Consider the following 23,307-nt stretch of genomic DNA (forward strand, 5'->3'; position numbering starts at 1 on the left):
TAAGATATGAGGTGTTTTAGGAGCGAGCCGGTGATGTTCCGCAAACCCGTTTTTCTTCCCTGAAAAAAGGTTTGATGCGCGCCCCCTGAGGGGCCTCCTCCGGATGTCCCGATTTGCTCCCGGCAATCGGTGCGGGGACTTCCCTGTCCTCTGGCTCCACGCCATCGGCTCGCTCCCGGAATACTTCAAAACTTTTACTGAGATACTTATACAAATATGATAGTGCACCGGGCGGGGCGTTCAATTCGTCTATTTTTCGTCTATTTTTTGATTCAAATACTGCGGGCACTTTAGCAGCTGGCCCAACACCCGTCGGTACCCAGCTTTATACCCTCTCCCGCATTTAAGGAGAATGGCGAATGTCTAACCGCATCGGCGATGTAGTATTCCGGATCCTGGGCATGGTGGGCGTAGCCTTTCTGGCCTTCTGCGCCGGCAGCTTCGTGATCCTTGACAAGCAGTTTCCGTACGAAGTTTTCCGTAACGCCTACTTTGCTGGCATTGCGCTATTTAATAAGAAGACCGGCTATCTCGACCCGTTCAAGACCGACCTCTGGGCCAAGGCACGCGACGACGCGCGCGGCGTCACAGCCTACGAACGGGGTGCTGCCCAGGAGGGCTACACACTCTACTCCTCCGGCCATACCCAGAAGGCCTTCCTGATTGACATGCAGGGCAAGGTGCTACACGAGTGGTCCATGCCCTATAGTCAGGTCTGGGACGAAAGCTCGGCAATCAGCGACCCGGTAGACGACCGCAATACCTATTTCCGACGGACCTGGCTATATCCGAATGGGGATCTGCTCGCGATCTACGACGGCGTCGGCGACACGCCCCACGGCTATGGCCTGATTAAGATCGATCGCAACTCCAAGCTAATCTGGAAATACCTCCAGCGCGTGCACCATGATCTTGACGTCGCCCCAGACGGCCGCATCTTCACCCTGACCCACGAGATCAAACAGCATGAAATCGAGAACGCCCCGAACCTGAGCCCGCCGCGCATTGACGACGATCTGGTCGAGCTGTCGCCGGACGGCGAAGAACTTCGCAGGATTCCACTGCTCGAAACTTTTGTGAACTCCCAATACCGCGGCATGCTTGCAGTCTTACCCTGCTACTGGATGGATACGATGGAGTGTAACAGCGACTTCTTGCATAGCAACGATGTCGAATATGTCACCGCCGAGAACGCACAGCACTTTGACTTCGCCAAAGAGGGCGAGGTCCTGGTGTCAACGCGGGAACCGGGCGTGCTGATACTCATCGACCTCGACACGCGCAAGCTGCGGTGGGCGATTCGCGGCCACTGGATAGGCCAGCACGATCCGGACTTACTGCCGAACGGCCATATCCTCCTATACGACAACAATGGTCATTTCGGTCCCGGCGGACGCAGCCAGGTGTTCGAATTCGATCCGAAGACCTATGAGGTCAGCTGGCGCTACAGCGGCACCCCGGACAAGCCCTTCCACAGCATCATTCGCGGCGGCCAGGAACGACTCGCCAACGGCAATACGCTGATCACCGAGGATCAACGCGGCCGCATCTTCGAGGTCACACCAGACGGGCGCATCGTCTGGGAATTCATCAACCCGGTTCGCGGCGGCGACCAGAACGCCTATCTGCCCATCGTCTCCTGGGGCCACCGCCTCGACCCGGCGAGCCTTGATGAGGATTTCCGCCACACTTTGAAAACTTCCGCAGGAGAATAAGTCATGAAAACAAATATCAAACATATCGTTCGTCGCACGCTGCTTGCCGCAGTGCTAAGTATCATTGCTGTACCGGCACAGGCCTACGTTGGCCCCGGTGCCGGGTTGAGCCTGCTCGGCGCTCTGTGGGCACTGGTCGCGGCGATCGCCGCCGCCGTCGGGTTTATTGTCCTGTGGCCAATCCGCAAAATGATGAAGCGCAAGGCCGCCGAGCGCGAGGCCAGCGATAAGCGCACCCCGTGAGCGCAGGCTGAACCTGACCCGATGGGCCTGTTCGACTTGCCTGCGCCGTTGTTCGACGCGATCGACGGCCTGCTGCCGCCGGCTTGGCGCCTATGGCTGTGGGGGCTGGCCGGCGGCGCTGCCTCGATGGGCCTGTATTGGCTGCTGTCGCCGCAGCAGCGCATTACGCAGAACAAGTGCGAGCTGGCCGAAGCGCGGCAGGCGTTGAATCGCTTTGAAGGCGAATTTGCCGAAGCCGCGCCGATGATAAAGCGCATGCTCGGCCTGGCCTTCAAGCAAGTCGGAATCGTGGCGATCCCGGCGCTGATTGCGATGCTGCCGGTGCTGTTCCTGCTCGCATGGATGAGCACGAGCTACGCCCACCATTGGCCGGAACCAGGCGAGAAAGTTGAGGGCCGCACCACGCCTGAAGGCTTCCGGGCCGAATGGCTCGCTAGCAACAGCGCCGCACACGTATTAATCACCGACGAGTCCGGTACCCGACTCGCAAACCACCCAATGACAGCGCCGGTCCCAGTGCTACACAAGCGCCAGTGGTGGAACGTGCTGCTCGGCAACCCGGTCGGCTACCTACCGCCAGATCTGCCGGTCGAGAGCGTCGAGTTCGTACTGCCACAGAAGGAATATCTCGGCTTTGGACCGGACTGGATGCGCGGCTGGGAATTTAGCGTCCTTATGTCGATATTTATCGGCGCGCTCGGCCTCAAGTTGGGTTTTCGCATCCAATAGGGGACCCTCCCATGAGAGACAAGACCCGCACGAAATCGCCGTTCGAAGTCCCCGGTTGGATGGACTGGCTCGGCTACCTGGCCCATAAACGCCCCGGCTTCTGGATCCGCGCCGGCAACTTCGAAACGTCGGTACTCGAAGACCGCATCGCCTCGACCCAGGTACAGGCGCCGATTTATATCAGCGGCCTTGCCCGTTCGGGCAGCACGATCCTGCTCGAAATCTTGGCCAGACACCCGGACTGCGCGACCCATGCTTACAAGGACTTCCCCCTTGTGCTAACGCCGTACTTCTGGAGCTGGTTCCTCGACCGCTCGCGCCGCGTCGACGAGGTCAAGGTCGAGCGTGCACACGGCGACGGCATCACAGTAACGCCGGACAGCCCCGAGGCCATCGAGGAACCGGTGTGGATGGCGTTCTTTCCGGAACTCCACAACCCGCTGCGCAGCAACGTGCTCAATGCCCACATTGAGGCACCGGCTTTCGAGCGCTTCTACCGCAACCACATTCGCAAGATACTGTGGCTGCGCCATAGCACACGCTACCTCGCAAAAGGCAATTACAACGTCACACGGCTCGAATACCTGCTGAAACTGTTCCCAGATGCACACTTCGTGATCCCGGTGCGCGAACCGGCCGCACATATTGCCTCGCTGATGCGCCAGCACCAGCACTTCCACGCTCTGCACTGCAAAAACCCGCGCGCGCTGCGCTACATGCAGCGCGTTGGTCACTACGAGTTCGGGCTCGATCGCCGTCCGATTCACATCGGCGAGGACTCGCAAGCGTCAGCAATCCTACAGGACTGGATCGAAGGCCGCGAGGTTGAAGGCTTCGCGCGGCTCTGGAGCGACGTGCATCTGTACATCGCGCAACGCCTCGACGCCACGCCGGCACTGCGCGAGGCGGCGCTCATCGTGCGCCACGAAGACCTCTGCGCGGCGCCACGCGAGCAGTTGCGCAAGTTGTTCGCCCATTGCCATCTGCCCATCAACGAAACCACGCTCGAACACGCGGCCGCACGGCTACGCGGCGGCAGCGCACCCTCCCTAGCCGACGAGGATCTCGCGATGATCCGCCGCCTAACCCACGAAGCGGCCATGTACTTTGGCTACGACATGGCTGCTGCTGACGGCCTGCGGCAAACTGGCTGATTCAAACTGCGTTTCCCAAGTTCGCACGATTGGGCGTGATTAAGGCTATCGGCGGCTGATGCTGAAAGACTGTCTATCCATTTGCAAGGCATTGAATTTCCTCTGTAAGGTTAGTGGTGGCTCAATCCTGAAAGGCTCCCTAATGACTCGTACCGACTTTCCGACCCCCCTTTGAGATTTTTCACGGATAAGCCTCCTGATAAGGCGAGCCGAGCAAGGACAGCAGTGTTCTGAGTTCTTCTTTGAGATTGATGGTCAAGAGTTGGGTGGTCTCTTGGGTGATCAAGAGTAGATGCACATCTAAAAAGAGTTCAAATACCCAGCGGGTAGTCGGCTTCTGGGTCGGTTTGCCCTTTTGATCGGGCACGCTGGCCTGATGAGCGGCGAGGGTGGTACGGATACGGCGTTCCAGGGCCGAGTAAACCAGGAGGCAAACCGTCATGACCATCAAAAGCGCCATGAGGCGCTCGACCTTTTTGAGAAAGAGGGTGGAGGCGAGGAACATGGGATCCTTGAGGAACTTAAAGCCGTTTTCTGCGATCGCCTGCGCCTTGTAAGTTGTGAGTATCTCCTGGTCACTGAGGGTTTTATTATCGAGCTCATTGGTCGCAAGGATGAATAAAGAAGCCCGGGTAAGACGTTCTTGGTAATAGGCGACAGGCGCCGCCAGACTCCCTTGGAGGCGGTAACGGGTTCTTTGGGAAGGGCTGTCTTTGGGGGGTCGCCCAGGCTGAGTGTAATGCACACGTTCCGTGACACTGGCCTCATGGACCTTCAGCACCTTCAGCCCCTTTTGGAAGGCCTCCAGAGCCTTTCTGGCATCCGGCTCACAAACAAAATCTCGACGACAAAGGCTTTCGAAGGCTTTGCGTTCGGCTTCCGTGGCCTTCATCAGTTGCCGGGTCAGCGTTTTGCCAGCCCGTAGCTCAGCTGCTTCAGAATGGATCAGTAACCAACGCTGCGGCACGCCGGCATACTCACTGCTCAGCGCGGCATATCGATAACCCTCAACGAGGGGAGATAACGCCTGGGGGTCGACTTCCTCCAAACGTTTTTTGACTTCCGTCAGCGTGGCCGGAACACGCATGACCCATTTGAGGCGGGCATGCTCATGGGCTTGTAAGGCCGGAGCGCTATACCCCGCGCTATCCTTAACCAGCGTTCCGATACCTACAGTGCACAGCTGCTCGATGGGGGTGTTCACCGAACGGCACAACGTCTGAGTATCGTTCTGGTTCCCATCAAGCACTTGCATCGCCACCGGCAGACAGCCCTGGTGCTCATGAATCAGCTCCAGTGCCACCTGAGTGAGATCCGGTTTACTGTCGCGGCTATATCCTCGAGTGATGTGCACGATCCCAGCCTCGGGTAAGGGCGGATTATCGCTATTAGATTCCCCATCCACATGAAAGCTCGTGATGTCCTGGTGCCCCACCTTGGGGGTCAGTCCCAAGCGCTTCACTGCCCGCGCGGCAATCAAGCTATACAGTTCACTCACCCCAGCGTTATGGAGGGCATCCAGGGCTTTGCCCAACGTGTCGTCATTGAGTTGCTCAGCCCTCACCCCTTCTCCAATCAACCTCTCTGTGGGTTTGTTTCGAAAAAAGTGGGGCGTCAGGTAGAGCCGGCGGTTCGCAAATCCAAGACCATTGAGAACCATCGCTTTGACGGCTTGCCCTACGGTGACTTGGCGTTGCTCAAAATCTTGAGCAATGACTTGATCGAGCAACTCGCCAATGCCGAGCTCATCAAACACCCCGGCCACCAAGCCCAAGTGCTCTATCGTTTTCGTTTCATAAGTCGTGCTCATGCTCTTAGCATGGCACTGAAACTTGAAATTCTCAAAGGGAGGGGTCGGAAAGTCGGATAACAGCAGAGACACCCCTCTTAAGATTCTTGTAGGAGCGGCTTCAGCCGCGAATAACCGGTGTCATCCTCTTGGGTATAGCATTTCTCGTTTAAATGAGACCTAAGGCGCTTGGGGAAAACGTGACCAGACACGCTGCCCTTCCGTCCTTGGAAGTTCGACGTCGGCTTGCCACCCCAGGCTTTCCTGCTGGCGGGCAAATCCAGCCCGCCCCTTTCTGGGACGGGCATTCACCGGTCTACGTAGGTCCCCTGGACCCCCGGTCCCGGCTCACCCTTGCCGCCGACGGTCTGGTCATGCTGACCCCAAGCCCAATGAAGCTCCATCTAAATGGGAATCTATATGTGTAAGGCCCATTGCCCCCACGCGCTGAAACGGGGGAGCAAGCACCCGCCACTCAATGGCGAGCAATGATTCGCTTACCCTCAAAATCAGCGCAGGCAGGTGCGAAGCATAGTGTCTACCAGCGCAAAACGACGTAGCGTTGCATATCGCCTGAGCGAACTAATAGCAAGACGCGCTTATCGTCACGGCTTTCCTCCACTGCACGATCAAACTCTTCTGCGCTATTGACTGGCTTACGGTTGACCTGAAGGATCACATTGCCAGTCCTGATGCCTGCCATGGCGGCGATGGAGGCGGGCTTAACCCCGGTGACCACCACACCTTCACCAGCTTTGGCATCAAATTGCCTCGCCAATTCCGGGGTCAGGGTCTGCACCGCCAAGCCCAGTTCTTCTGCGGTCTGGGCAGGACCCTCGGCGAGCGTCTGAGTTTTGCTAAGTTCGCCAATGGTCACCTTGACCTCCCGTTGCTTGCCGTTACGGAGGAGAGTGAGGGTTTCGCGGCTGCCAGGCGAGGTGAGCGCGACGCGATTACGGAAATCACCGATATCTTTGACCGGTTTGCCCTGGTAGCTGATGATGACGTCACCCTGTTTAAGCCCCGCTTTCCCCGCGGGCGAGTCCTTGGATACCTGGGCGACCAGGATGCCCTGGGACTGTTTCAAGCCAAAGGATTCCGCCAGCTCCCCTGTTAACGGCTGGATCACGATCCCCAAATAGCCCCGGACCACCTCGCCAGTTTCAATCAGTTGGTTGGCAATAATTTGGGCTAAACTGCTGGGAATGGCGAATCCTACGCCCATGTAACCGCCACTACGGCTAAAGATGGCCGTGTTGACGCCCACCACTTTTCCGTCCAGATTCACTAGAGGGCCGCCAGAGTTGCCTGGATTGATGGCAGCATCCGTTTGAATAAAATCTTCGTAGTCGCTGATGCCTAAACTGGTGCGACCTTTGGCGCTGACCACACCAACCGTCAGAGTATGGCTCAACCCAAAGGGATTGCCCAGAGCCACCACCCATTCGCCCACCTCGAGCTTAGAAGAATCGCCCCACTGCAAGGCAGGCAATCCGCCGGCTTCAATCTCAATCACGGCAATCTCGGATTTAGGATCGGTCCCTACGATTTCAGCATCGAATTCGCGACCATTCTGGAACTGGACTCGGATCTTATCAGCGCCTTCTACCACATGGTTATTAGTGAGAATGTAGGTCTTGTCCGACAACAAACCCTTTTTCGATGAAAACACGAAGCCTGACCCCTGGCTGATAGCGCGGCGCTCTCCCCTAGGGCCCTGAGGGGGCGAGAAGGGCTCGCCGAAAAAACGCCTGAAGAATTCATCGTCAAAGGGCGTCGGGGCACGGCCCTCCTGGGTGGTTTCCACCTGGATAAAGACTACCGACGGCGATACCTGGCGGGCTACCGCAGCAAACGCTTTGCCCGTCTGACGCAGGCTCTCAACACCACCGTCACCCTCAAGTGCGTGCACGGGTAGCGCAAAGAACGCCACCCATAGGAAAAGAATTATTCGATATTTGTGCATTTTAATTCCCCATAAAGATATTCTATGCCTGGTTTAAAATCATTGTAGCTATTCAATTTCTATCTTTTGAATGACTGAATAGTTATATGATCTTCATCATTCTTTTATTCTGTTGTTTCTATCCCCGCCTCAGCAGAGATATCTTCGCCAGAGGCTTCGCTCATCGGCGCTTCCTGTGCCTTAGTCTGCACCAACTTTTCCCGTTCAGCCGATTGAATCGGCTCTACAGCGAATGGAGCGACCTTGAAGTAGTGATCCAAATCAGATCGCTTCAACACGTAATGAGCCTCATCCTCAGGCTTGAAAAAACGATAGGTTAGGGTATCGCCACTTTTTAGGGCCATTTTAACCTCAAGTTCAGGCTCTTCTTGCTGGAACGAAGGCTTCGCCTCAGTGCCTAGCAGAGACTGGATACGCAAGCCGGTCAGCTTATCTACCAGGGCGCTGGCCTCTTCTCCATTGGTCTCCTCCTGCTCTTTCAGACCGATCAGCTGCCACTGGTCGTCGCTCCGTTGCAAAGTGAAATCAGACATCTCCACACGAGTGACTTGATCCCCATCCAACTTGAGGATGTCCTTGTCGATCCAATCGTCGGCCTTGGCACCGGCCTCCCAAGTATTGAAGGCCACGGCATAGACCGCGTCCTCCCCCTCGGGCCGGACATGGACCTTACGGAATCCTGGCGAGGTGCCCACATAGAGCACCGCCTGGGTCTCCTCCTTAGTCAGCAGGGCCAGCCTGCGTTCAAAGGCTTCATCGTCCACCTTGAAACGCTTGGCTGCCCCCCCGGTGGTGGCCACCGGCCAGCCCTTTTCCAGTGTGGCCAGCTTCTCCAACAGCCGCTCCACGGTCTCCTGATCGGCTGGAAAATCCCCGCTTTCCGGCAGCAGCCATTTGCCATCGCGTTTTTGCAGCACCAGGCTATTCTCGTCATCTTCAATGCGCAGCCCGTCTACCTCCTTCTTATCGAAGGCAAGCAGCTTTTCTTGGGGTTCAAAGGCCCCGTAGTCCTCGCCCATCAAGTTGACAGCTACCGCCAAGACCAGTTGCACCAGCAGCAGGCCGCCCAAAATGGAAATCCACTTCTTCATCTTCATTCACCCCTCCTCTTATTTGGTCGTACCCAGCACCGCAGCATAGCGCCGCCGTGCCTGTTGGTTGACCTGCCTGCGGATCAGCCAGACCAGCAGCAGACCAAGCAGCGCCAGACCATAATTGAGGTACTCCCAAAACACTTGGGCGTCCCGGCCCAAGGGCGCAAGGGTGCGTGAAAACTGGGCCCGGCCACGGATGGCAAGCAGACCACCCTCTTCCAGGGACCAGTCGATGGCATTTTCCACCAATTCCACCGGCTTGAGATAGCGGGTGCCCAACCCGGCGGCGGCCAAATCCAACATTTCGTCGGTGAGGAAGCTGTTGGAAGCAAACAGGAGGATACGCGATGATTCAGGTGAACGCTCAATCACCCGCGTAATCACCGGTTCTGGCTTCTCCTTGTTCTCAGGCTCGCTTTCCTCAGCGCCTGCTGCTGTCTCCTCATTGCCGGTGTCCGCCTCTTCTGCCACCGTAGTCAGAGGCGAAGGTTTATCCTTGAAGAAGGAGTCGAAACGACCCTCCACCATCACCCCCAGCAACTGCCTGCCCTGTTCCTCGCCAACGGGAAAACCAAGCTGAGGATGGGCGCGGAAGTCAGGTTGGATGTTGAGGCGATCAGAGGTCCAGGATTGATCCGAGCTTTCCAGCAGGCGAATTACCTGACGCCCCTGGTTCTTCTGCTTATCCACGGTGATGGGGGAAGCCCAAGTCATGGTGATTTGATTGAGGCCGGCGGTGATATCCCCCTTCTGGGCCATGCCGTCATTGCGGATATCGATAAAATAGGGATAATCCACCAGCTGGGTCTCCTGCACCACGAAACCTCCAATCTGACGATCCACTGGGATCGGGAAGGCTGCGTTTTGGGGGTCGAGTACCATGTGCTCCCCAAGCTGGAGACCATGATGGGCCAACCAATCCTTCAGCCCCGTATCGTGTTTGCTGGCGGCAAGCGTCTGCTGAGTGTCGATATCGAAGGGCGCAGTCGCCAATACTACAGTACCACCGCGCATCAGGAACTGGTCCACGGCAAATAGCTGCTTCTCGTCCAGGGTATCGGGGGCAGCCAGCAGCAGCAGGTCGGTATCGGAAGGTATCTGTCCGTTTTTCAGATCCGCAGCGATGACATTGTGCTCTTCTGCCAGGGTATCCCGCAGCCAGTTGAAGCGCTTACCCCCTCCCCCCATACCCAACTGGGGCAAGGAGGGGGCTGAGGGCGGGGTATGCAGGGCCACGGTCTTAAGGAAACCCCGGGAGAAGCGCTTAAGGGCGGCGTCAATACTACGTTCAAGCCCGGCCTTTTCGTAGTTCTCCGGCAAGGGTACTTGGATGGTGCGTCCTTCCCCTTCGAGAGTCATGTAGAACCAGAAGGTATTGGCGTCGAGCAGACTGGCGGCCATAGGGCGAAAACCGAATTCGCTTCTGATCCGCTCGGCTAATGCGCCCCCTTCGGCATCCGGATCGCGAATATCGACGGTCAGCTTGCCGCCCGACTCTTCACGCAGCTCATCGAGTAAAACTTCCAAATCCTGACGGAGCGACTGGAGCACTTCTGGCAACTTCTCATCCGCCGAGACATATCCTTTGAAGCTCACCGGATGGGGGATGTTCTCGAACAGTTCGCTGGCCCCTTGATAGGCGTAAAGCACCTTCTTGATGGCCTGGGTAATATCGTACTCAGGATTACGCAGCTCCACATCCAAATCCGTTTCGCTCTGGACCTTGATTTCAATAAGATCCCGGAAACCTAAGACCTCGTACTGATCTCCATATTGAAGCAGAATATTGAAATAGGAATTGACCACCGAGGCCTGATACTTACTGGCGAACTGGAAGGGCACTGGTTGAATACCGTACTTTTCGTTGGCCTCCCGTTCCAGCTCCGGATAGGCCTGGGGGTCAATGAATTCAACTCGCACCCGGCCCTCACCGGCTACTGCATACTCTTCCAATAGATCCCGCAGACGAGGCACCAGTGGCGCTAGCAGCGGATGGGTCTGGGCGCTGAAGTAGCCGCGAATTAGCATGGGCTCCCGCAACTGCGCTAGGTAGCTTCGGGTCGCCTCGGAAATGGAGTAGAGGTTGCCCTGGGTAACATCGGCGCGGACCCACCCCAGGGGCGCCAACCACAGATTGGCCGCCAGGAAGTTGGCGACCAATAATCCAGTCACCCACCCCCAGCGCCGATGGTGGGTATTGCTCGGGTTACCGGCCCAACGCAGCCATTCCAATGCGAAAACATTCAGGGAGAGAAAAACCCCTACCAGGCTCAAGTAATAATAGAGATCCCGTAGATCGATCACGCCACGGGTAATGGAATCAAAACGTGAACCGGAGCCTAGTAGTTTGAGGAACTCCGAGACCCGGTTGCCAAACAGCCCAGTCAAGGCATCGGAACCTAGCAAATAAAAAAAGCCGCAGACCACCGCCGTCAGGATCAGGCTAATGATCTGATTGGGCGAACGGGCGCTCACGAATAACCCGATGGCGGCATAAGCGGCTGCTAGAAACAAGGTGGCCAGGTACCCTCCAAACACCGGCCCCCAGTCCAGGGGGCCTATAAGGCTCACGGTCAGTGGCAGGGGCAGAGTCAACAGCAGCGCCACGGCCACCAATGCCAGACAGGCAAAAAATTTGCCAAGCACGAATTGGTAGCTCTTGACCGGTGTGCTGAGCAAAAATTCCAGGGTGCCGGCACGCCGTTCCTCAGACCACATGCGCATGGTGATGGCCGCCACCAGGAAAATTAGCAATAGCGGCATCCACTCGAACAGGGGCCGGACATCGGCGATATTGCGGGCGAAAAAGGTTTCCACCCAAAAGAAGATGAATAGAGTAACCGCCAGAAAGGCGCCGAGGAAGATAAAGGCGGTAGGCGAGGAGAAAAAGCCGGCAAACTCTTTGCGCGCAATTCTCAGTGCATTCCCCATCTTGCTTACCTCCCCTCCTGTGCTGAGATTTCACCGAAAATGGTTTCCAGATCGCGGCTCTCCGGTTGCAGGGCATAGAGCTTCCATCCCGCCGTTGCAATTCGGTTGGCAACATTAGGTGCGGTGTCAGCGAGCTGGCCCTGACTGTCCAGGCCAAGGGCATAACGGTGCCCCGGCCCCCATGCACTCAATGATTCCACGGACTGGATACCGTCGACCGACTTGAATAGGTCGAGCGCCTGCTCCGGCCCGGCATCAACAGCAACCAATAGTCGCCTACCAGCCTGCAGCTCATCCATGGTGGCGTCCAATGCCTTGTGGCCATTGCGGATGATGATAACCCGATCGCAGATAGCCTGAACCTCTTGCAGAATGTGGGTGGAGAGGATGACGGTAGCCTGCTTTGCCAAAGTCCGAATGAGATCCCGCATATGTTGCACCTGGGTTGGATCCAAGCCGTTGGTGGGCTCGTCAAGAATGAGCAGGCGAGGATTATGGAGAATCGCCTGAGCCACACCTACCCGTTGGCAATACCCCCTGGAAAGGGTCCCAATGGTATCTGCCGCCTTGGCTGATAGTTCCGTTCTGTCAATGGCTTCCCGGATTCTCTCAGCCCGTTCACTGTTGGGAACACCATGCAACGAGGCGGCGTAATCAAGATAGTCGATCACAGTCATTTCAGAATAAAGGGGATCATTCTCCGGCAGATAACCAATATAGCGCTGGACTGCTTCACGGTGGGTCGCGATATCCAGGCCATCGATTTCAATGGAACCGCTAGTCGGTTCCAAATAGCCGGTTAACATTTTCATAATAGTGGTTTTGCCCGCACCATTGTGGCCAAGCAATCCCACAATCTCGCCCTGACCAATTTCGAAGGAGACCTGATCGACTGCTGTCAGATCACCGTAGGTTCTGGTCAACGCTTCTACTTGAATCATCAAAGCGCTCCTGTAATTTATTCTTTATTGAGTTAAATTGCCTCTCCAGAGGGCTAAATGCATGATCTAGTTCTTCCCCACCCCCTCGGGCAAGGATTTTTTAAAGAAGGGTAAAAATAGAGGTTAATTTTGGGATATAAGAGCCTTCCTCCTTCAATAGGCTTTCCCTCAATAGCCCCCTCAGCGGCTATCTTTGTTTCAGTCGCTCCGGTCCCATGGGACCGGAGCAATTTCTTTATCTCTACTATAATGACGGCAAGCCAAGTAGTCTGACTACTCGGTATGCACCTGGATCTTGCGAGGCTTATGCTCCTCTCGCTTGCGGATACGCAAGGTCAACACCCCTTCTTTCAGAGTGGCCTCGGCGTTGTCCCCATCCAATTCTCTGCTGAGGGAGAAGCTGCGTTGATAACAGGTAGAGCGAACATCGGCATAGAGGGGCTGCGTGCCTTCTGGCACCGGAATATCTACTCTGCCCTCAATGGATAAGGTGTCACTGTCGATACGCACCTGGAGCCGCTTTCGTGATACCCCCGGCATATCCGCCCGCAATGTAATGCCCGTCGCATCCTCAAAGATATCGACCGCCGGCCGGATCGCACGTTCCATTTCCTTTACTTCCTGAGCCGCCTTAGCGCCCTCTCTGCCCACTTCTTTTGTCTCAGCCATTTTGTCCCCTCCTGCTGATTATTTCACTTCGATCTGCCGCGGCTTAGCCGACTCGCGCCGCTGGATAGTGACATGCAGGACCCCGTCCCGATAGCGGGCACTCACCTGATCGGGATCCACATCTTCGGGTAGGGTCACGACACGGCGAAACGTGCCGTCAAAACGCTCTTTGCGGTAATAATTGACTCCCTCCTCGGTGCTTAGCTTGCGCTCACCGGCCACGGTCAGTAGATTCTGCTGAATAGAAATATCCAGACTTTTAGGATCCAAGCCCGCGGCAAATAAGTAGACATCGACCTGATCGGGCGTGCTTCCCACATTGATAGGCGGGTAGGTTCCCCTCTCCACTGCCCGGATACCGCTCGGCCAAGGTGTTGCCCCAAACAGTTGATCCATTTCCTGTTCCAAACGCCTAAACTCATTGAATAAGCCGGCTTCAAAATTAGCCCGATTACCGAACATATCTATACCTCCTTATTGATGCTGATTGATCTGATCAGCCCTTCCTGTTGAAAAATTGGGACTCGGTTATGTTTTTCAAGAGTGTTGGAACAACTGTTTTCCCGATACCACTTCAACACACTTATAAGGATTCCTAATTTAATGAAGCCAATCCACTCAAACACCGGCTCGGTGAACAAAATGTTTGATTCAATACGAAACGATCATCTACTGGAGCGATATGGCCGATGGGCCACTTAATTCAAGAAGTGGTCGCCAATGCAGAAACGATAATTCAGGAAATAAACCAAAGGCCTCTTTTGGTCATCCCATTACCCATTCAATGGATTAATTCATTAGATTTGGAACTATTTCATGCATTAATCCTGATGAACCTAATTATTATAGAAGCTAGGGAAACCGCCAAAAAGTAGGTAGAAATACCCATTTTCATTACAAGGGTTTTGGTTTTTACTTAGCTACTCGTTCTAAAGTCACCACAAGTGGCCAAATCCCTGTTCAGTACAGGTGGCCCGATGATTAACGAGTACTTTGGCAATGAAGGGAGGTTCTCATGTCCTTAGCGACTCACCGAGCAGTAGCCCATAGCTTCGGGGCTGGGGTTGAAGACCACGCCGTCTTTTTAACTTCCCCTGAGGTCCTAGATTTTTCCCTGTGCCGGGAATTTTGGGAGGCGGCACAACAAGTCCGCGATTCCGAGATGACAATTATCATTGACCTGAGCAGGACCCACGCGATTCACGATTCCGGTTATACGCTGCTCTGGATGTTAAAGGACAGCCTCACTAAAGCACCGGCCGACCTCCTGCTGATGGGGGGCCATTCCAATCTAAAGAAAATGCTCCAGTTACGCGGCTTTGAGTCCCACTTTAAGCTCTTATAACTCTATCGAGGGAAGTCCCTTGAGTGGCCTCTCCCTCGCGCTCTGCGGTCAGAAATAAAAAGCTCAGCGCGAGTAGTGATACCAATTTAACAAAAGAATGCAATTTATTAAGATTGTAAGCGTTTGTTTACATTAGACCTATACTGCGCAAAATTACATGAAATTGGTATGACAAGCCTTTGATTTATATGGCGCGCCCGGAAGGATTCGAACCTCCGATTCCCTACTTCCTAGCTCGCTTATTTTTATTTAAGTTATTGATTTAATTAACTAAATAGGGGATGTTTCCCTTGCCGTCTTTTTTTTTGGCCTGTCGGCAAAGCCATCCCCTGCAACCCGCTTCGGGTATAGCGGCCAATCCTCCCTTTCCGCGGCTGTTCTTATGGGGCTAAGCCTTGCTGTCAATGAGGTTTGCCTGCTCGATTGCAGCTGTATCCCAGTTGTACTCTGTTTGCAAGACTATCCAAAACTCGGCGGTCGTATCAAAATATCGTGCCAGGCGCATCGCCATATCTGCTGTTACTTCGCGCCGCTCAAGCACAATATCGTTGATGCGTGGCGCCGGCACATGCATTGCTTTGGCTAGCGCATTCGCGTTCATTCCCAACGGTTTTAGATAGTCCTCTTGCAAAATCTCGCCCGGGTGAATTGGGCGCATACCGTTTTTCGACATGGCTTGCCCTCCTCAATGAGAATCCACACCTTCGATATCTTACGGATCCTCATTCGTATAACGTCGAGCAATCAGCCAAAATGTGAATTGGTTCTCAAAAAAATGAGGCTCTCAGCAGTGTTACACACCATCACCCGAAGCAAAAAAGGAGCAAGCCTTGTTCAGTGCTCCTCTGGAAACCTGATATTTAGCCTAATGCAAGAATGGTGATTAAAGTGTGGCTCATGAGCCGAATGTTATCGCAAATCCCAAGCGGCAAAAGACCTGACAGGGCTTGACCCTTTGGCTACGATTGATAGCGTGGTTAGGTTGATTAAGTTGCCGCATGAAGTTCTTCTATGGCTGATTTTATGACACGAATGGCCGAACGCATTAAGAGCCAAACTAGACCAAGTGCGACTAAGATGTCGGGCCATCCCGAGCCAGTTAGCCACACCGCCCCAGCTGCCACAAATACAGAGAGATTTGATGCGATGTCGTTTCGCGAACACTCCCACACAGAACTCATATTGACGTCTTCATGACGATGTCGCCAAAGCAAGAAAAGACAAATTGAATTTGCAGTAAGACCGAGAAGGCTGAAAGCACCCATGACCTCGAACAGAGGGGTGCTTGGGACAATAAGCTTGTAGGCAATTTGGGCAATCACAGCGAGAGCAGCCAGAAAAATTAAGCTACCCTTGAGCAGCGCGACCTTTGCCTTAGCGCTAGCGCCCCTTGAGACGGCGTATAGGCTCAGAGCATAGGTGAAGGCGTCTCCAAGATTGTCAAGACTGTCTGCCAGCAGTGCCGTTGAGTTGCCATACAGTGCTGCCACCAAAATAACCAGGAACATCACTGCATTGATACCAAGCACAGTCTGGAGTGTTACTCGCTGCCCTTCGCGTAGAGCGTCCAACGAACAGCTGTTATCGCAGCAACCACTCATTCCCAAAACCTCATTTGCAACCTAACATGAGGTAGACACTAAACGACGCTTTGCTCAAAATGAGAGTTTATTTCATCCTTAGAAAAATTATAGCCTATAGGCACCCCCGACCTGCAACCCGCTTCGCGTATAGCAGCCAAATCCTCCCCTTCCGCGGCTGTTCTTATGGGGCTGAATCTCGCCGGCATTGAGGTTTGCCGCTGGATTTCAACTACCCGCAATAGGCCTACATTTACTTAAGCACGGGGGCTCGATAAAGAATTTGAAAGAAGCCAACTGTAAATCCTAGCATCCTGATAGGCAAATGTGGCAGTACCCACATGATCTTGGCCTTGATCGACATAGACGCGCTCTCCCGGCGTCTCACTCTGCAATGGCTCTAAGTGAAGGCATTGGATAAAGCTCAATTTTTTAGGCCGGGATACTTCCCCATAAGAAAGCCACACTGGACGCCCTGGATCTTCCACTGGCACACGGGTAGGGTCCACCGCCCAGAGCGCAGCCCAGAAGTTACGCTGTTCTAGTGCAAGATCAAAAACACCGTTGCCCCCAAAACTAAAGCCCGTCAGAAACCGCTGTTCAGGGGCTTCATGATTTAATGCTTGTACCTGCTGCACGATGGCCAGGACAGCATCCGCATAGCGATATCATAAATCACCTCGGGCAGGCAACTGCGGAGCCACGACAATAAACTCTGTTGTGGCCTTTGAAGCGCTTGTCGGTTGTAGAGGGCCATGCCTTGTGAGCGCCTGCCGGATCGGCGCCGGAGGCCCTTCATCATAACCATGGAGAAAGCACAAGATAGGCCATGTTCCAGTTACTGACGGAACTGTACCAGGAACGGAAAGCAGATAAGGCAGAGGCGCAGACTCCACTAAACTCAAGTTAAAATGATTCATGCACCTCCAGATGAAACATTATGCCCATAGTGCCTATGCGCATCCCTTAATCAAGTATAGCGCTCATAGTGTTTGAGCGAGGATTGAAATGATAACTTCTTTACTGAGAGCCGCGCTTTTGCCTCTCACCCGCGCAATGGAATGGCACCGGCGGTCCTCACCTTTTACCTGCTCAGCCCTCTACGAGTAGAAAATAGCCCGCTGTTATCTGTTTAGGTTGAAGCTGTTATTAGACATCATCTCTCTGATTCTTTCCGAAAGCTCATAATGGGACAAGGCTCGGAACCGTTGACTTAATCTCATTCAAGGTAGGGATATATATGATCTTAGAACCCTTAGACGCATACTTTGCCTCTTCAGGAATGATAACCTTGTCAAGGTAATCGTTTCTGATTGGATATCTACAAGGATCAGCAAAACTGCTACAGCAGGACCCATTGGTTGAACCGTCAACAACTCTGACATTTCAAGCTGATATTTCGCAACGTTAATATCAAATGGAGCACCTTCCTGATTAGGGCGCACTTCAGCACTGAGAGACGAGGCGAGTAACGGACGATAGAACAGCCCCGCTGCTGAGATGGCGGGACTTCTGTTTTCGAACAGCTTTTATTCAGAATAATTAATGAATTGCTGTTACAAGACGAATAAAGATCTTAAGTTAGGGCCACCTTTCAGTAGTATTTTTTTAAGCCTTTGATTATTAGTAGCACGTTGGCCCAAAACTGTCCGAAGTATTGAAATAAGAATAATGGAGAAAATAACAGTGGAATTAAAAAAAAGCAGGATTCTCGCCCTGTTGCTATCCGCTTTTGCATTTGCAATAACAGTTCAAACGCCGGTTCACGCAGCGCTCAATTCCGTGGACTACGCCATGTATTTCCATAGTGAGGTGAAAGATTCGGAAGAATGCCGTATGTCGGTAGAAAACGGAGAGATCGTTACACCCGGCGTACTTCGCAACCTGTCGATGACCTGCCCTGACATGTTTTCCTGGCAGCTGTTTACCGAAGTCGTGCGCGATCAATTCTGGACCAACTGGGCCGACGAAACCCAAAACTGGCCGGCCGTACCTTATCCATTGTGCGCCGATCCGGAAAAACCAGGAGAAAACTGTTGCACTCCCAATCACCCCGATAAAAATCCGGCCGGGCATTGTCCGGTGTTTCCGCTGGACCTTGCCCGGGCTCAAACCAGCGCAAAGCTGCTAAAAGCCGAACCCGAGGCTCGCATAGGACGGCCGTCGATCATGGCCCATCACAACCCCGCCATGCCCTTCGATGCTACGCTGTTGGAAGAGCGGCTGATAAAGAAAATCCGCCAACCGAAGCTGAAAGAAGGCGAAACACCGGCTTGCGCAGCGGTAGGCGTTACTCCAGCGGACATTATCACCCAGAAGACTATCAGCGAGTCCGAAAGCATTGGCCGGATCGTCCGCCAGACCAACGCGGAAATCACCGTGCGCAACCGCAGCTTTCACTATTATCTATTCCGCAATAATTTATACAATGCCGACGGCGTGGCTGAAGCATTTCTACGACACAGCCAAAATCTGCAGAAAAACGCTCCTTATCGCAGCCTTAACGGTTACACTTCAAAAGACGCGACCTCAGCGTTGTCGAAAATCGACCTGCCGGCCGACGCCATCATGATTAAAAGCAACTGGTTACATGAAGGCCTCGCCAAGCAACTGGGTATCCAGGACACGCCGGAAACCGGCTTTATTAAAAAGCATTTAATTACCCCAATCAGTTACGGTGATAACAAAACCTGCAACCTAGAAGGCACGCATTATCTGATGGCCTTCCATATTTCATCAAAAGACATTCCCAAGTGGGTATGGACAACATTCGAGCATATTCAGATGCCGGGACGCTGTGACATTACCGGTTGTAACGATTCCTACGGTTACCGCAATCCCAATCCGAACCTGCCGAAGAATGTCGCCGACAATTACATTGCACCGAAAACCAAGTCAGATAACTTAAATTCGCCCAGTGTGGTATTCGATCGCGACAGCATTTATCCCCCGGAACCGATTCGTGCCGGATTAGAGAGCGTACTGGATGATCTTTCGATCGGCATCAAGCCTTCCGTCAACCCGAAAGAACCTACGCCGCAAGACTTGGCCTGGCGCAACTATCGCCTGAAAGGCTCACAAGTGGATTTCGTCGACTCAACCGGCCGCAGCAACCTGCTCGGCAACTCGATTACCGAAGCAGGCTTTATGGACGGCTCCAGCTGCATCACCTGCCACGCGCGCGCCGGTATCAAGGTGACCCCGATGCCTAAAGACAAAACATTAGCTTGCAGCGAGTCCCAGTCGGTACTCAACGGTAAATACTGTTATACGTTCTTCGGACTGGGCGTATTTGAAAATAACCTCAGCGAATTCGGTTACGCACGCAGCGCTCACGGCATTCCGAATCCGGACTGGTACTACGCCAATGCCACACCGCCTGCTCTGAACATACTGCCGGTGGATTTCATATGGGGCTTTCTTTTCGCCTCACCACTGGTGAAATAAGTAAAACAAAATATCACCGGAGACGCGGAGGACACGGAATTAGGCATTTAAATCAGAAGCAGTAATTTTCTTAATTCCTGCTTCTGTTTTTAAATTCAATACTTGTTTTTTCTCTCTGCGTCCCCTGCGCCTCCGTTGTGATCTTTTTTAAAATTCAACTTTTGCCCTTTGGCTGGAGTAATCAGCGCTTTGCGAGCCAGATAGAAGGCTAGCGCATAGCGGTTCATTAATTTTTTTCGCCCTTCAATGAGTAGATATGAATATACTTCATGTTAAGGCGAACATCTAATTTTACCCCTTCCTTTTCCTTATCCCTGTTTTTCTCTACATGTAATCTTATGAAAATATTTCAACTGATTAGAATTTCGCCATAACGAACTGCAGTTCGGTCTCTCCTCATCTTGCTAGTCTAGAGAATTCACGCTTCTTGGCAACATCGAACAACTCAGCTATATAGATGATATCGGCGATTTTTGCTCCGTTGAAGAGACGGTATACGTCTTATAAGGAGCAGCTCGCAAAACGAAGAAAAATAGAGTTGATGTGCGTATTTACCAAAGCTCATATGGGCTGAAAGAATGAGTAATCCGTTGATATAAGGGAAAAATAGGTATTGGCCAGTATCCGGTTGCGTATGATTAAGACGCAGGTTAGTCAGTCTGTTTACATGTTTAGACTGCATTCCTGTTGCTAGTTAAGAAGGAGATGATGTGAAAAATTTATATAGCTTAAAAATTACTCTTTTAGCTCTAGCGCTGTGTATGCCCGTTGAAGGGAAGGTGTCTACTGCTTTTCCCCCTGAGATCTTTGTATTCGGCGACAGCCTCTCCGATCAAGGTAATGTCTGGCTGTTAACAGGGTGTTTTACTTCACAGCAAGTTCCTAGTGAAGAGTACTTCATGGGTCGATTCTCCAATGGTCCTGTCTATATAGAGCATATGGCTGACCTGTTAGATCTGATCGTGGAACCTATCGAGTCGGTGGATTGCACCCAATCCATCCTTCTCGGCGGCTGGCAGCCCGGCAACGGGAATAATTTTGCTTACGGTGGTGCTCGCACTAATGGACACCGCAGTGGATTAGAGTTGTTGGGGGTAGTAGGCCAAGTGAACAGTTTCACCGTTGGCCTAGCTGCATCCGGTGGCATGATAGATCCGGACACACTTTTTGTACTATTCGCTGGGGCTAACAATATTCAGGATGCCATTGGAGCAGCGAACGATGATCGCGAGGAGGCAAAAACGGCGATGCGGACTTCAACAGATGACATCATCAAGAAGGTCTCTACCGCGGCTAAAGAGATTGGCGATGCTATCAAGGACCTGGCGGCAAGCGGGGCGCGAATTTTTCTGGTGCCTAATGGACCCGACTGGGGGGTGGTGCCTGCAGTGATCAGATTAGAAAATGGAACCGAAACAGGGGTACCCCTGCCCGGTTACAGAGCCTTTGCCAGTGGAATCTCTGCCGCCTTCAATCAACGCCTGGTTGCAGAATTGGACAATGTAGAGGCCAAACTGGAACAGGCCGGGTTGAAGGTACTGATTATTCGCTTTGATTTCCACAATCTGCTACGAAATATGGTCGAGAATCCCGATTTGTATGGCTTTGAGAATGTCACAGACCGATGCTTCCAAGGCGATGACTTAACTTTTACTGGTGGGGGGACTGTCTGTGTAAACCCCGATGCCTACCTGTTCTGGGATCGGGTACATCCAAGCGCTGCGGCGCACGCTTTCATAGGTAATTGTTTCTACAAGGCCATTTTCCCTTTAGTGGGACAAACTAAGCCTGGCTTGAGCGGGCCAGCGCAGAATGATGCACCGCCACAATGTGCCTTCCTTGACTAGTGATAGCGAGGTAGCCTGGATGGAGCGAAGCGAAATCCAGGAATTAACTGTTTAGCCTAACGAAGGCTTGCAGCGGAGCGGTTGCTTCGCAAATACGGGAATCGGTTTGCAAGTTGGAATTACGTTTCTTGTTCTGTTTTTATTATTAATAGTGCCCGTCGAAAAAATACAGCGTATTAGCGCAGTGATTAAGAGCGTCAAAGCAAAACTAGAGATGAAGTGAAAAATTTTTGAGTCCAGATGCTGGGGTCACAAAGGGTAAAGATTATATGTAAAGCACACGATGGTTCTGTCAGTTAACTCGGAAACACTGCCCTGTGATGTCGATAACATTGCAATCTTTATCTTCGCTGTACCCGTGGATTCGGTCGTACTCTCTGAGGACTTCTGTTGCCCGCTCTGCAACACTAAGTTTTCGTTGACCCAATCGCCGATTTTTTTCAAAATACCCCCCGGAAGTACTTCCAGATTTTCCCGGTTGGTCCCTATGGCTAGCCGGGTTTTTTATTTTCCAGCGGGTCATCCACTGCCTAAGCGCTGCCTGATATCGACTTTCGCTTCCTCATTCCTAAGGAAAAGCAGCATCCGAGCGACCGCCCTGGCTGGAGTGGGCTTCGTCAATGATGATGGCGAACTTGGCTCTACGATGCTCGTTGCCGATTTCATCAAGGATGAACGGAAACTTCTGGACCGTGGTGATGATGATTTTCTTGCCGGCCTTGAGAAACTTGCGCAGATCGCCGGAATGCTCGGCATGGCCAACCGTGGCTGCGACCTGGGCGAACTGTTTGATGGTATCGCGGATTTGCTTGTCCAGCACCCGCCGGTCGGTCACCACAATGACGGAATCGAATAGTGCACCGCGATCATGCTCCAGTCCCACGAGCTGGTGCGCCAACCAGGCAATGGAGTTGCTCTTGCCGCTACCTGCCGAATGCTGGATTAGGTAACGTCTACCGACGCCGCTCTCCCGGGCATTGGCCAGAAGCATCCGCACCACCATCAACTGATGATAGCGGGGAAAAATCTGCTTGACCTTTTTCTTGCCGGTTTTCTCGTCCTTTTCCTCCACCACTTGGGCGTAGTTTTCCAGGATATCGGTCACGCCCTCCTTGGTGAGGGTCTCCTTCCACAGGTAGTCGGTGGCGAGCCCCCCAGGATTGGGCGGATTACCCGCGCCGTCGTTATAGCCCTTATTAAAGGGAAGGAACCAGGAGTGCTTGCCCTTAAGATGGGTGCACATCCGCACCTCGTGGTCATCCACGGCAAAATGCACAGCGCAGCGGCTGAACTGAAATAACAGTTCCTTCGGGTCCCGGTCGCGTTTGTACTGCTGAACTGCATCGTCCACCGTCTGCTTGGTGAGCTTGTTCTTGAGTTCAAAGGTGACAATGGGCAGGCCGTTGATGAACACAGCCAGGTCGAGGGAGAGTGCAGTCTCGTTGCGGCTGTAGCGGAGTTGGCGGGTGACGCTGAAGATATTGGCCGTAAACCGCTCGGCGGCCTTCACATTGCCCGGCGTTGGGGTGCCGTAGAAGAAGTCCATATGGGCCGGGCCGTGCTTGATGCCGCCGCGAAGCACATCGATTACGCCACGCTTGGCGATCTCCCCTTGTAGCCGGTGCAGAAACTGCGTGCGCTTGGGACCTTCTTGATCGATGCCGAGAGTCTCCAGGGTATCAGGCTGCGTGGCAGACAGGAATTGCAGTAGCTTAGCCAGATCAACAGCGTGTTCCCGGCCATAATCCTTCGAGTCACCCAGCACATAACCTGACTCCTCCACAAGGGAGGTAACGATGATAGATTCTAGGCCCTTTTCGCTGGTGTCAGTCGGCTTCATCCGCACCACTTTCATCC

General features: G+C 53.4%; 20 protein-coding genes. 8 read left to right on the forward strand and 12 right to left on the reverse strand.

The features are described from left to right. Positions 1 to 16: 16 nt before the first annotated feature. Positions 17 to 214, reverse strand: a complete 198-nt coding sequence (locus tag E3U44_RS17395) for a hypothetical protein (RefSeq protein ID WP_134359339.1) — start codon at positions 212 to 214, stop codon at positions 17 to 19. A gap of 145 nt (positions 215 to 359) precedes the next feature. Here E3U44_RS17395 and E3U44_RS17400 point away from each other — a divergent pair, with 145 nt between their 5' ends. From E3U44_RS17400 to E3U44_RS17415, 4 genes are read left to right on the forward strand one after another with little or no spacing between them, the layout of a single operon-like run. Next, a complete protein-coding gene (locus tag E3U44_RS17400; RefSeq protein ID WP_134359340.1) occupies positions 360 to 1,715 on the forward strand; it encodes an arylsulfotransferase family protein in 1,356 nt (451 codons plus the stop codon). 3 nt (positions 1,716 to 1,718) lie between these two features. Continuing rightward, on the forward strand, positions 1,719 to 1,958 hold the full coding sequence (locus tag E3U44_RS17405) for a hypothetical protein (protein ID WP_134359341.1): 240 nt from the start codon (positions 1,719 to 1,721) through the stop codon (positions 1,956 to 1,958). 21 nt (positions 1,959 to 1,979) lie between these two features. Next, positions 1,980 to 2,687, forward strand: a complete 708-nt coding sequence (locus E3U44_RS17410; RefSeq protein ID WP_134359342.1) for a hypothetical protein — start codon at positions 1,980 to 1,982, stop codon at positions 2,685 to 2,687. 11 nt (positions 2,688 to 2,698) lie between these two features. Next, positions 2,699 to 3,841: a sulfotransferase gene (locus tag E3U44_RS17415; protein ID WP_206054836.1), complete on the forward strand. Its 1,143-nt coding sequence runs from the start codon at positions 2,699 to 2,701 to the stop codon at positions 3,839 to 3,841. 181 nt (positions 3,842 to 4,022) lie between these two features. Here the strand turns inward: E3U44_RS17415 and E3U44_RS17420 are convergent, their stop codons facing one another. Further along, complete coding sequence (locus E3U44_RS17420) at positions 4,023 to 5,651, reverse strand: IS1634 family transposase (RefSeq protein WP_134359343.1); 1,629 nt, start codon at positions 5,649 to 5,651, stop codon at positions 4,023 to 4,025. A 179-nt stretch (positions 5,652 to 5,830) separates the two neighbouring features. Between E3U44_RS17420 and E3U44_RS17425 the strand changes: the two genes are divergently transcribed. Then, on the forward strand, positions 5,831 to 6,058 hold the full coding sequence (locus tag E3U44_RS17425) for a hypothetical protein (RefSeq protein WP_134359344.1): 228 nt from the start codon (positions 5,831 to 5,833) through the stop codon (positions 6,056 to 6,058). A 110-nt stretch (positions 6,059 to 6,168) separates the two neighbouring features. On the opposite strand, the gene E3U44_RS17430 is transcribed toward E3U44_RS17425, so the two are convergent. The 6 genes from E3U44_RS17430 to E3U44_RS17455 all read right to left on the reverse strand — a co-directional run bounded on the left by E3U44_RS17430 (position 6,169) and on the right by E3U44_RS17455 (position 13,693). Next, positions 6,169 to 7,596, reverse strand: coding sequence for a DegQ family serine endoprotease (locus tag E3U44_RS17430; protein WP_134359345.1), 1,428 nt, complete (start codon positions 7,594 to 7,596; stop codon positions 6,169 to 6,171). A gap of 104 nt (positions 7,597 to 7,700) precedes the next feature. Then, entirely contained in the window at positions 7,701 to 8,693 is a 993-nt protein-coding gene (locus E3U44_RS17435; protein WP_240761642.1) for a DUF4340 domain-containing protein, read from the reverse strand. 12 nt (positions 8,694 to 8,705) lie between these two features. After that, positions 8,706 to 11,621: a Gldg family protein gene (locus E3U44_RS17440; protein ID WP_134359346.1), complete on the reverse strand. Its 2,916-nt coding sequence runs from the start codon at positions 11,619 to 11,621 to the stop codon at positions 8,706 to 8,708. Positions 11,622 to 11,626: 5 nt separating this feature from the next. Next, the gene (locus tag E3U44_RS17445; protein WP_134359347.1) at positions 11,627 to 12,562 is read right to left on the reverse strand and encodes an ABC transporter ATP-binding protein; all 936 of its coding nucleotides are present in this window, start codon (positions 12,560 to 12,562) and stop codon (positions 11,627 to 11,629) included. A gap of 273 nt (positions 12,563 to 12,835) precedes the next feature. Further along, complete coding sequence (locus E3U44_RS17450) at positions 12,836 to 13,231, reverse strand: Hsp20/alpha crystallin family protein (protein WP_134359348.1); 396 nt, start codon at positions 13,229 to 13,231, stop codon at positions 12,836 to 12,838. Positions 13,232 to 13,249: 18 nt separating this feature from the next. After that, positions 13,250 to 13,693 (reverse strand): Hsp20/alpha crystallin family protein, encoded by a 444-nt coding sequence (locus E3U44_RS17455; protein ID WP_134359349.1) that lies wholly within the window; start codon positions 13,691 to 13,693, stop codon positions 13,250 to 13,252. A gap of 553 nt (positions 13,694 to 14,246) precedes the next feature. Here E3U44_RS17455 and E3U44_RS17460 point away from each other — a divergent pair. After that, on the forward strand, positions 14,247 to 14,576 hold the full coding sequence (locus tag E3U44_RS17460) for a hypothetical protein (RefSeq protein WP_134359350.1): 330 nt from the start codon (positions 14,247 to 14,249) through the stop codon (positions 14,574 to 14,576). A gap of 388 nt (positions 14,577 to 14,964) precedes the next feature. On the opposite strand, the gene E3U44_RS17465 is transcribed toward E3U44_RS17460, so the two are convergent. From E3U44_RS17465 to E3U44_RS17475, 3 genes are all read right to left on the reverse strand, one after another. Continuing rightward, a complete protein-coding gene (locus tag E3U44_RS17465; protein WP_134359029.1) occupies positions 14,965 to 15,249 on the reverse strand; it encodes a HigA family addiction module antitoxin in 285 nt (94 codons plus the stop codon). A gap of 313 nt (positions 15,250 to 15,562) precedes the next feature. Beyond that, on the reverse strand, positions 15,563 to 16,147 hold the full coding sequence (locus tag E3U44_RS17470; RefSeq protein WP_240761643.1) for a cation efflux transmembrane domain-containing protein: 585 nt from the start codon (positions 16,145 to 16,147) through the stop codon (positions 15,563 to 15,565). Between the two features lie 266 nt (positions 16,148 to 16,413). After that, positions 16,414 to 16,794 (reverse strand): hypothetical protein, encoded by a 381-nt coding sequence (locus E3U44_RS17475; RefSeq protein ID WP_134359352.1) that lies wholly within the window; start codon positions 16,792 to 16,794, stop codon positions 16,414 to 16,416. A gap of 1,048 nt (positions 16,795 to 17,842) precedes the next feature. On the opposite strand from E3U44_RS17475, the gene E3U44_RS17480 reads away from it, so the two are divergent. Both E3U44_RS17480 and E3U44_RS17485 read left to right on the forward strand, forming a co-directional pair. After that, on the forward strand, positions 17,843 to 19,603 hold the full coding sequence (locus E3U44_RS17480) for a hypothetical protein (protein ID WP_134359353.1): 1,761 nt from the start codon (positions 17,843 to 17,845) through the stop codon (positions 19,601 to 19,603). Between the two features lie 710 nt (positions 19,604 to 20,313). Then, positions 20,314 to 21,450, forward strand: coding sequence for an SGNH/GDSL hydrolase family protein (locus E3U44_RS17485; RefSeq protein WP_134359354.1), 1,137 nt, complete (start codon positions 20,314 to 20,316; stop codon positions 21,448 to 21,450). Positions 21,451 to 22,018: 568 nt separating this feature from the next. On the opposite strand, the gene E3U44_RS17490 is transcribed toward E3U44_RS17485, so the two are convergent. After that, entirely contained in the window at positions 22,019 to 23,290 is a 1,272-nt protein-coding gene (locus tag E3U44_RS17490; protein ID WP_240761644.1) for a type I restriction endonuclease, read from the reverse strand. Positions 23,291 to 23,307 lie beyond the last annotated feature (17 nt).

Source organism: Nitrosococcus wardiae (assembly GCF_004421105.1).
Lineage (GTDB): Bacteria > Pseudomonadota > Gammaproteobacteria > Nitrosococcales > Nitrosococcaceae > Nitrosococcus > Nitrosococcus wardiae.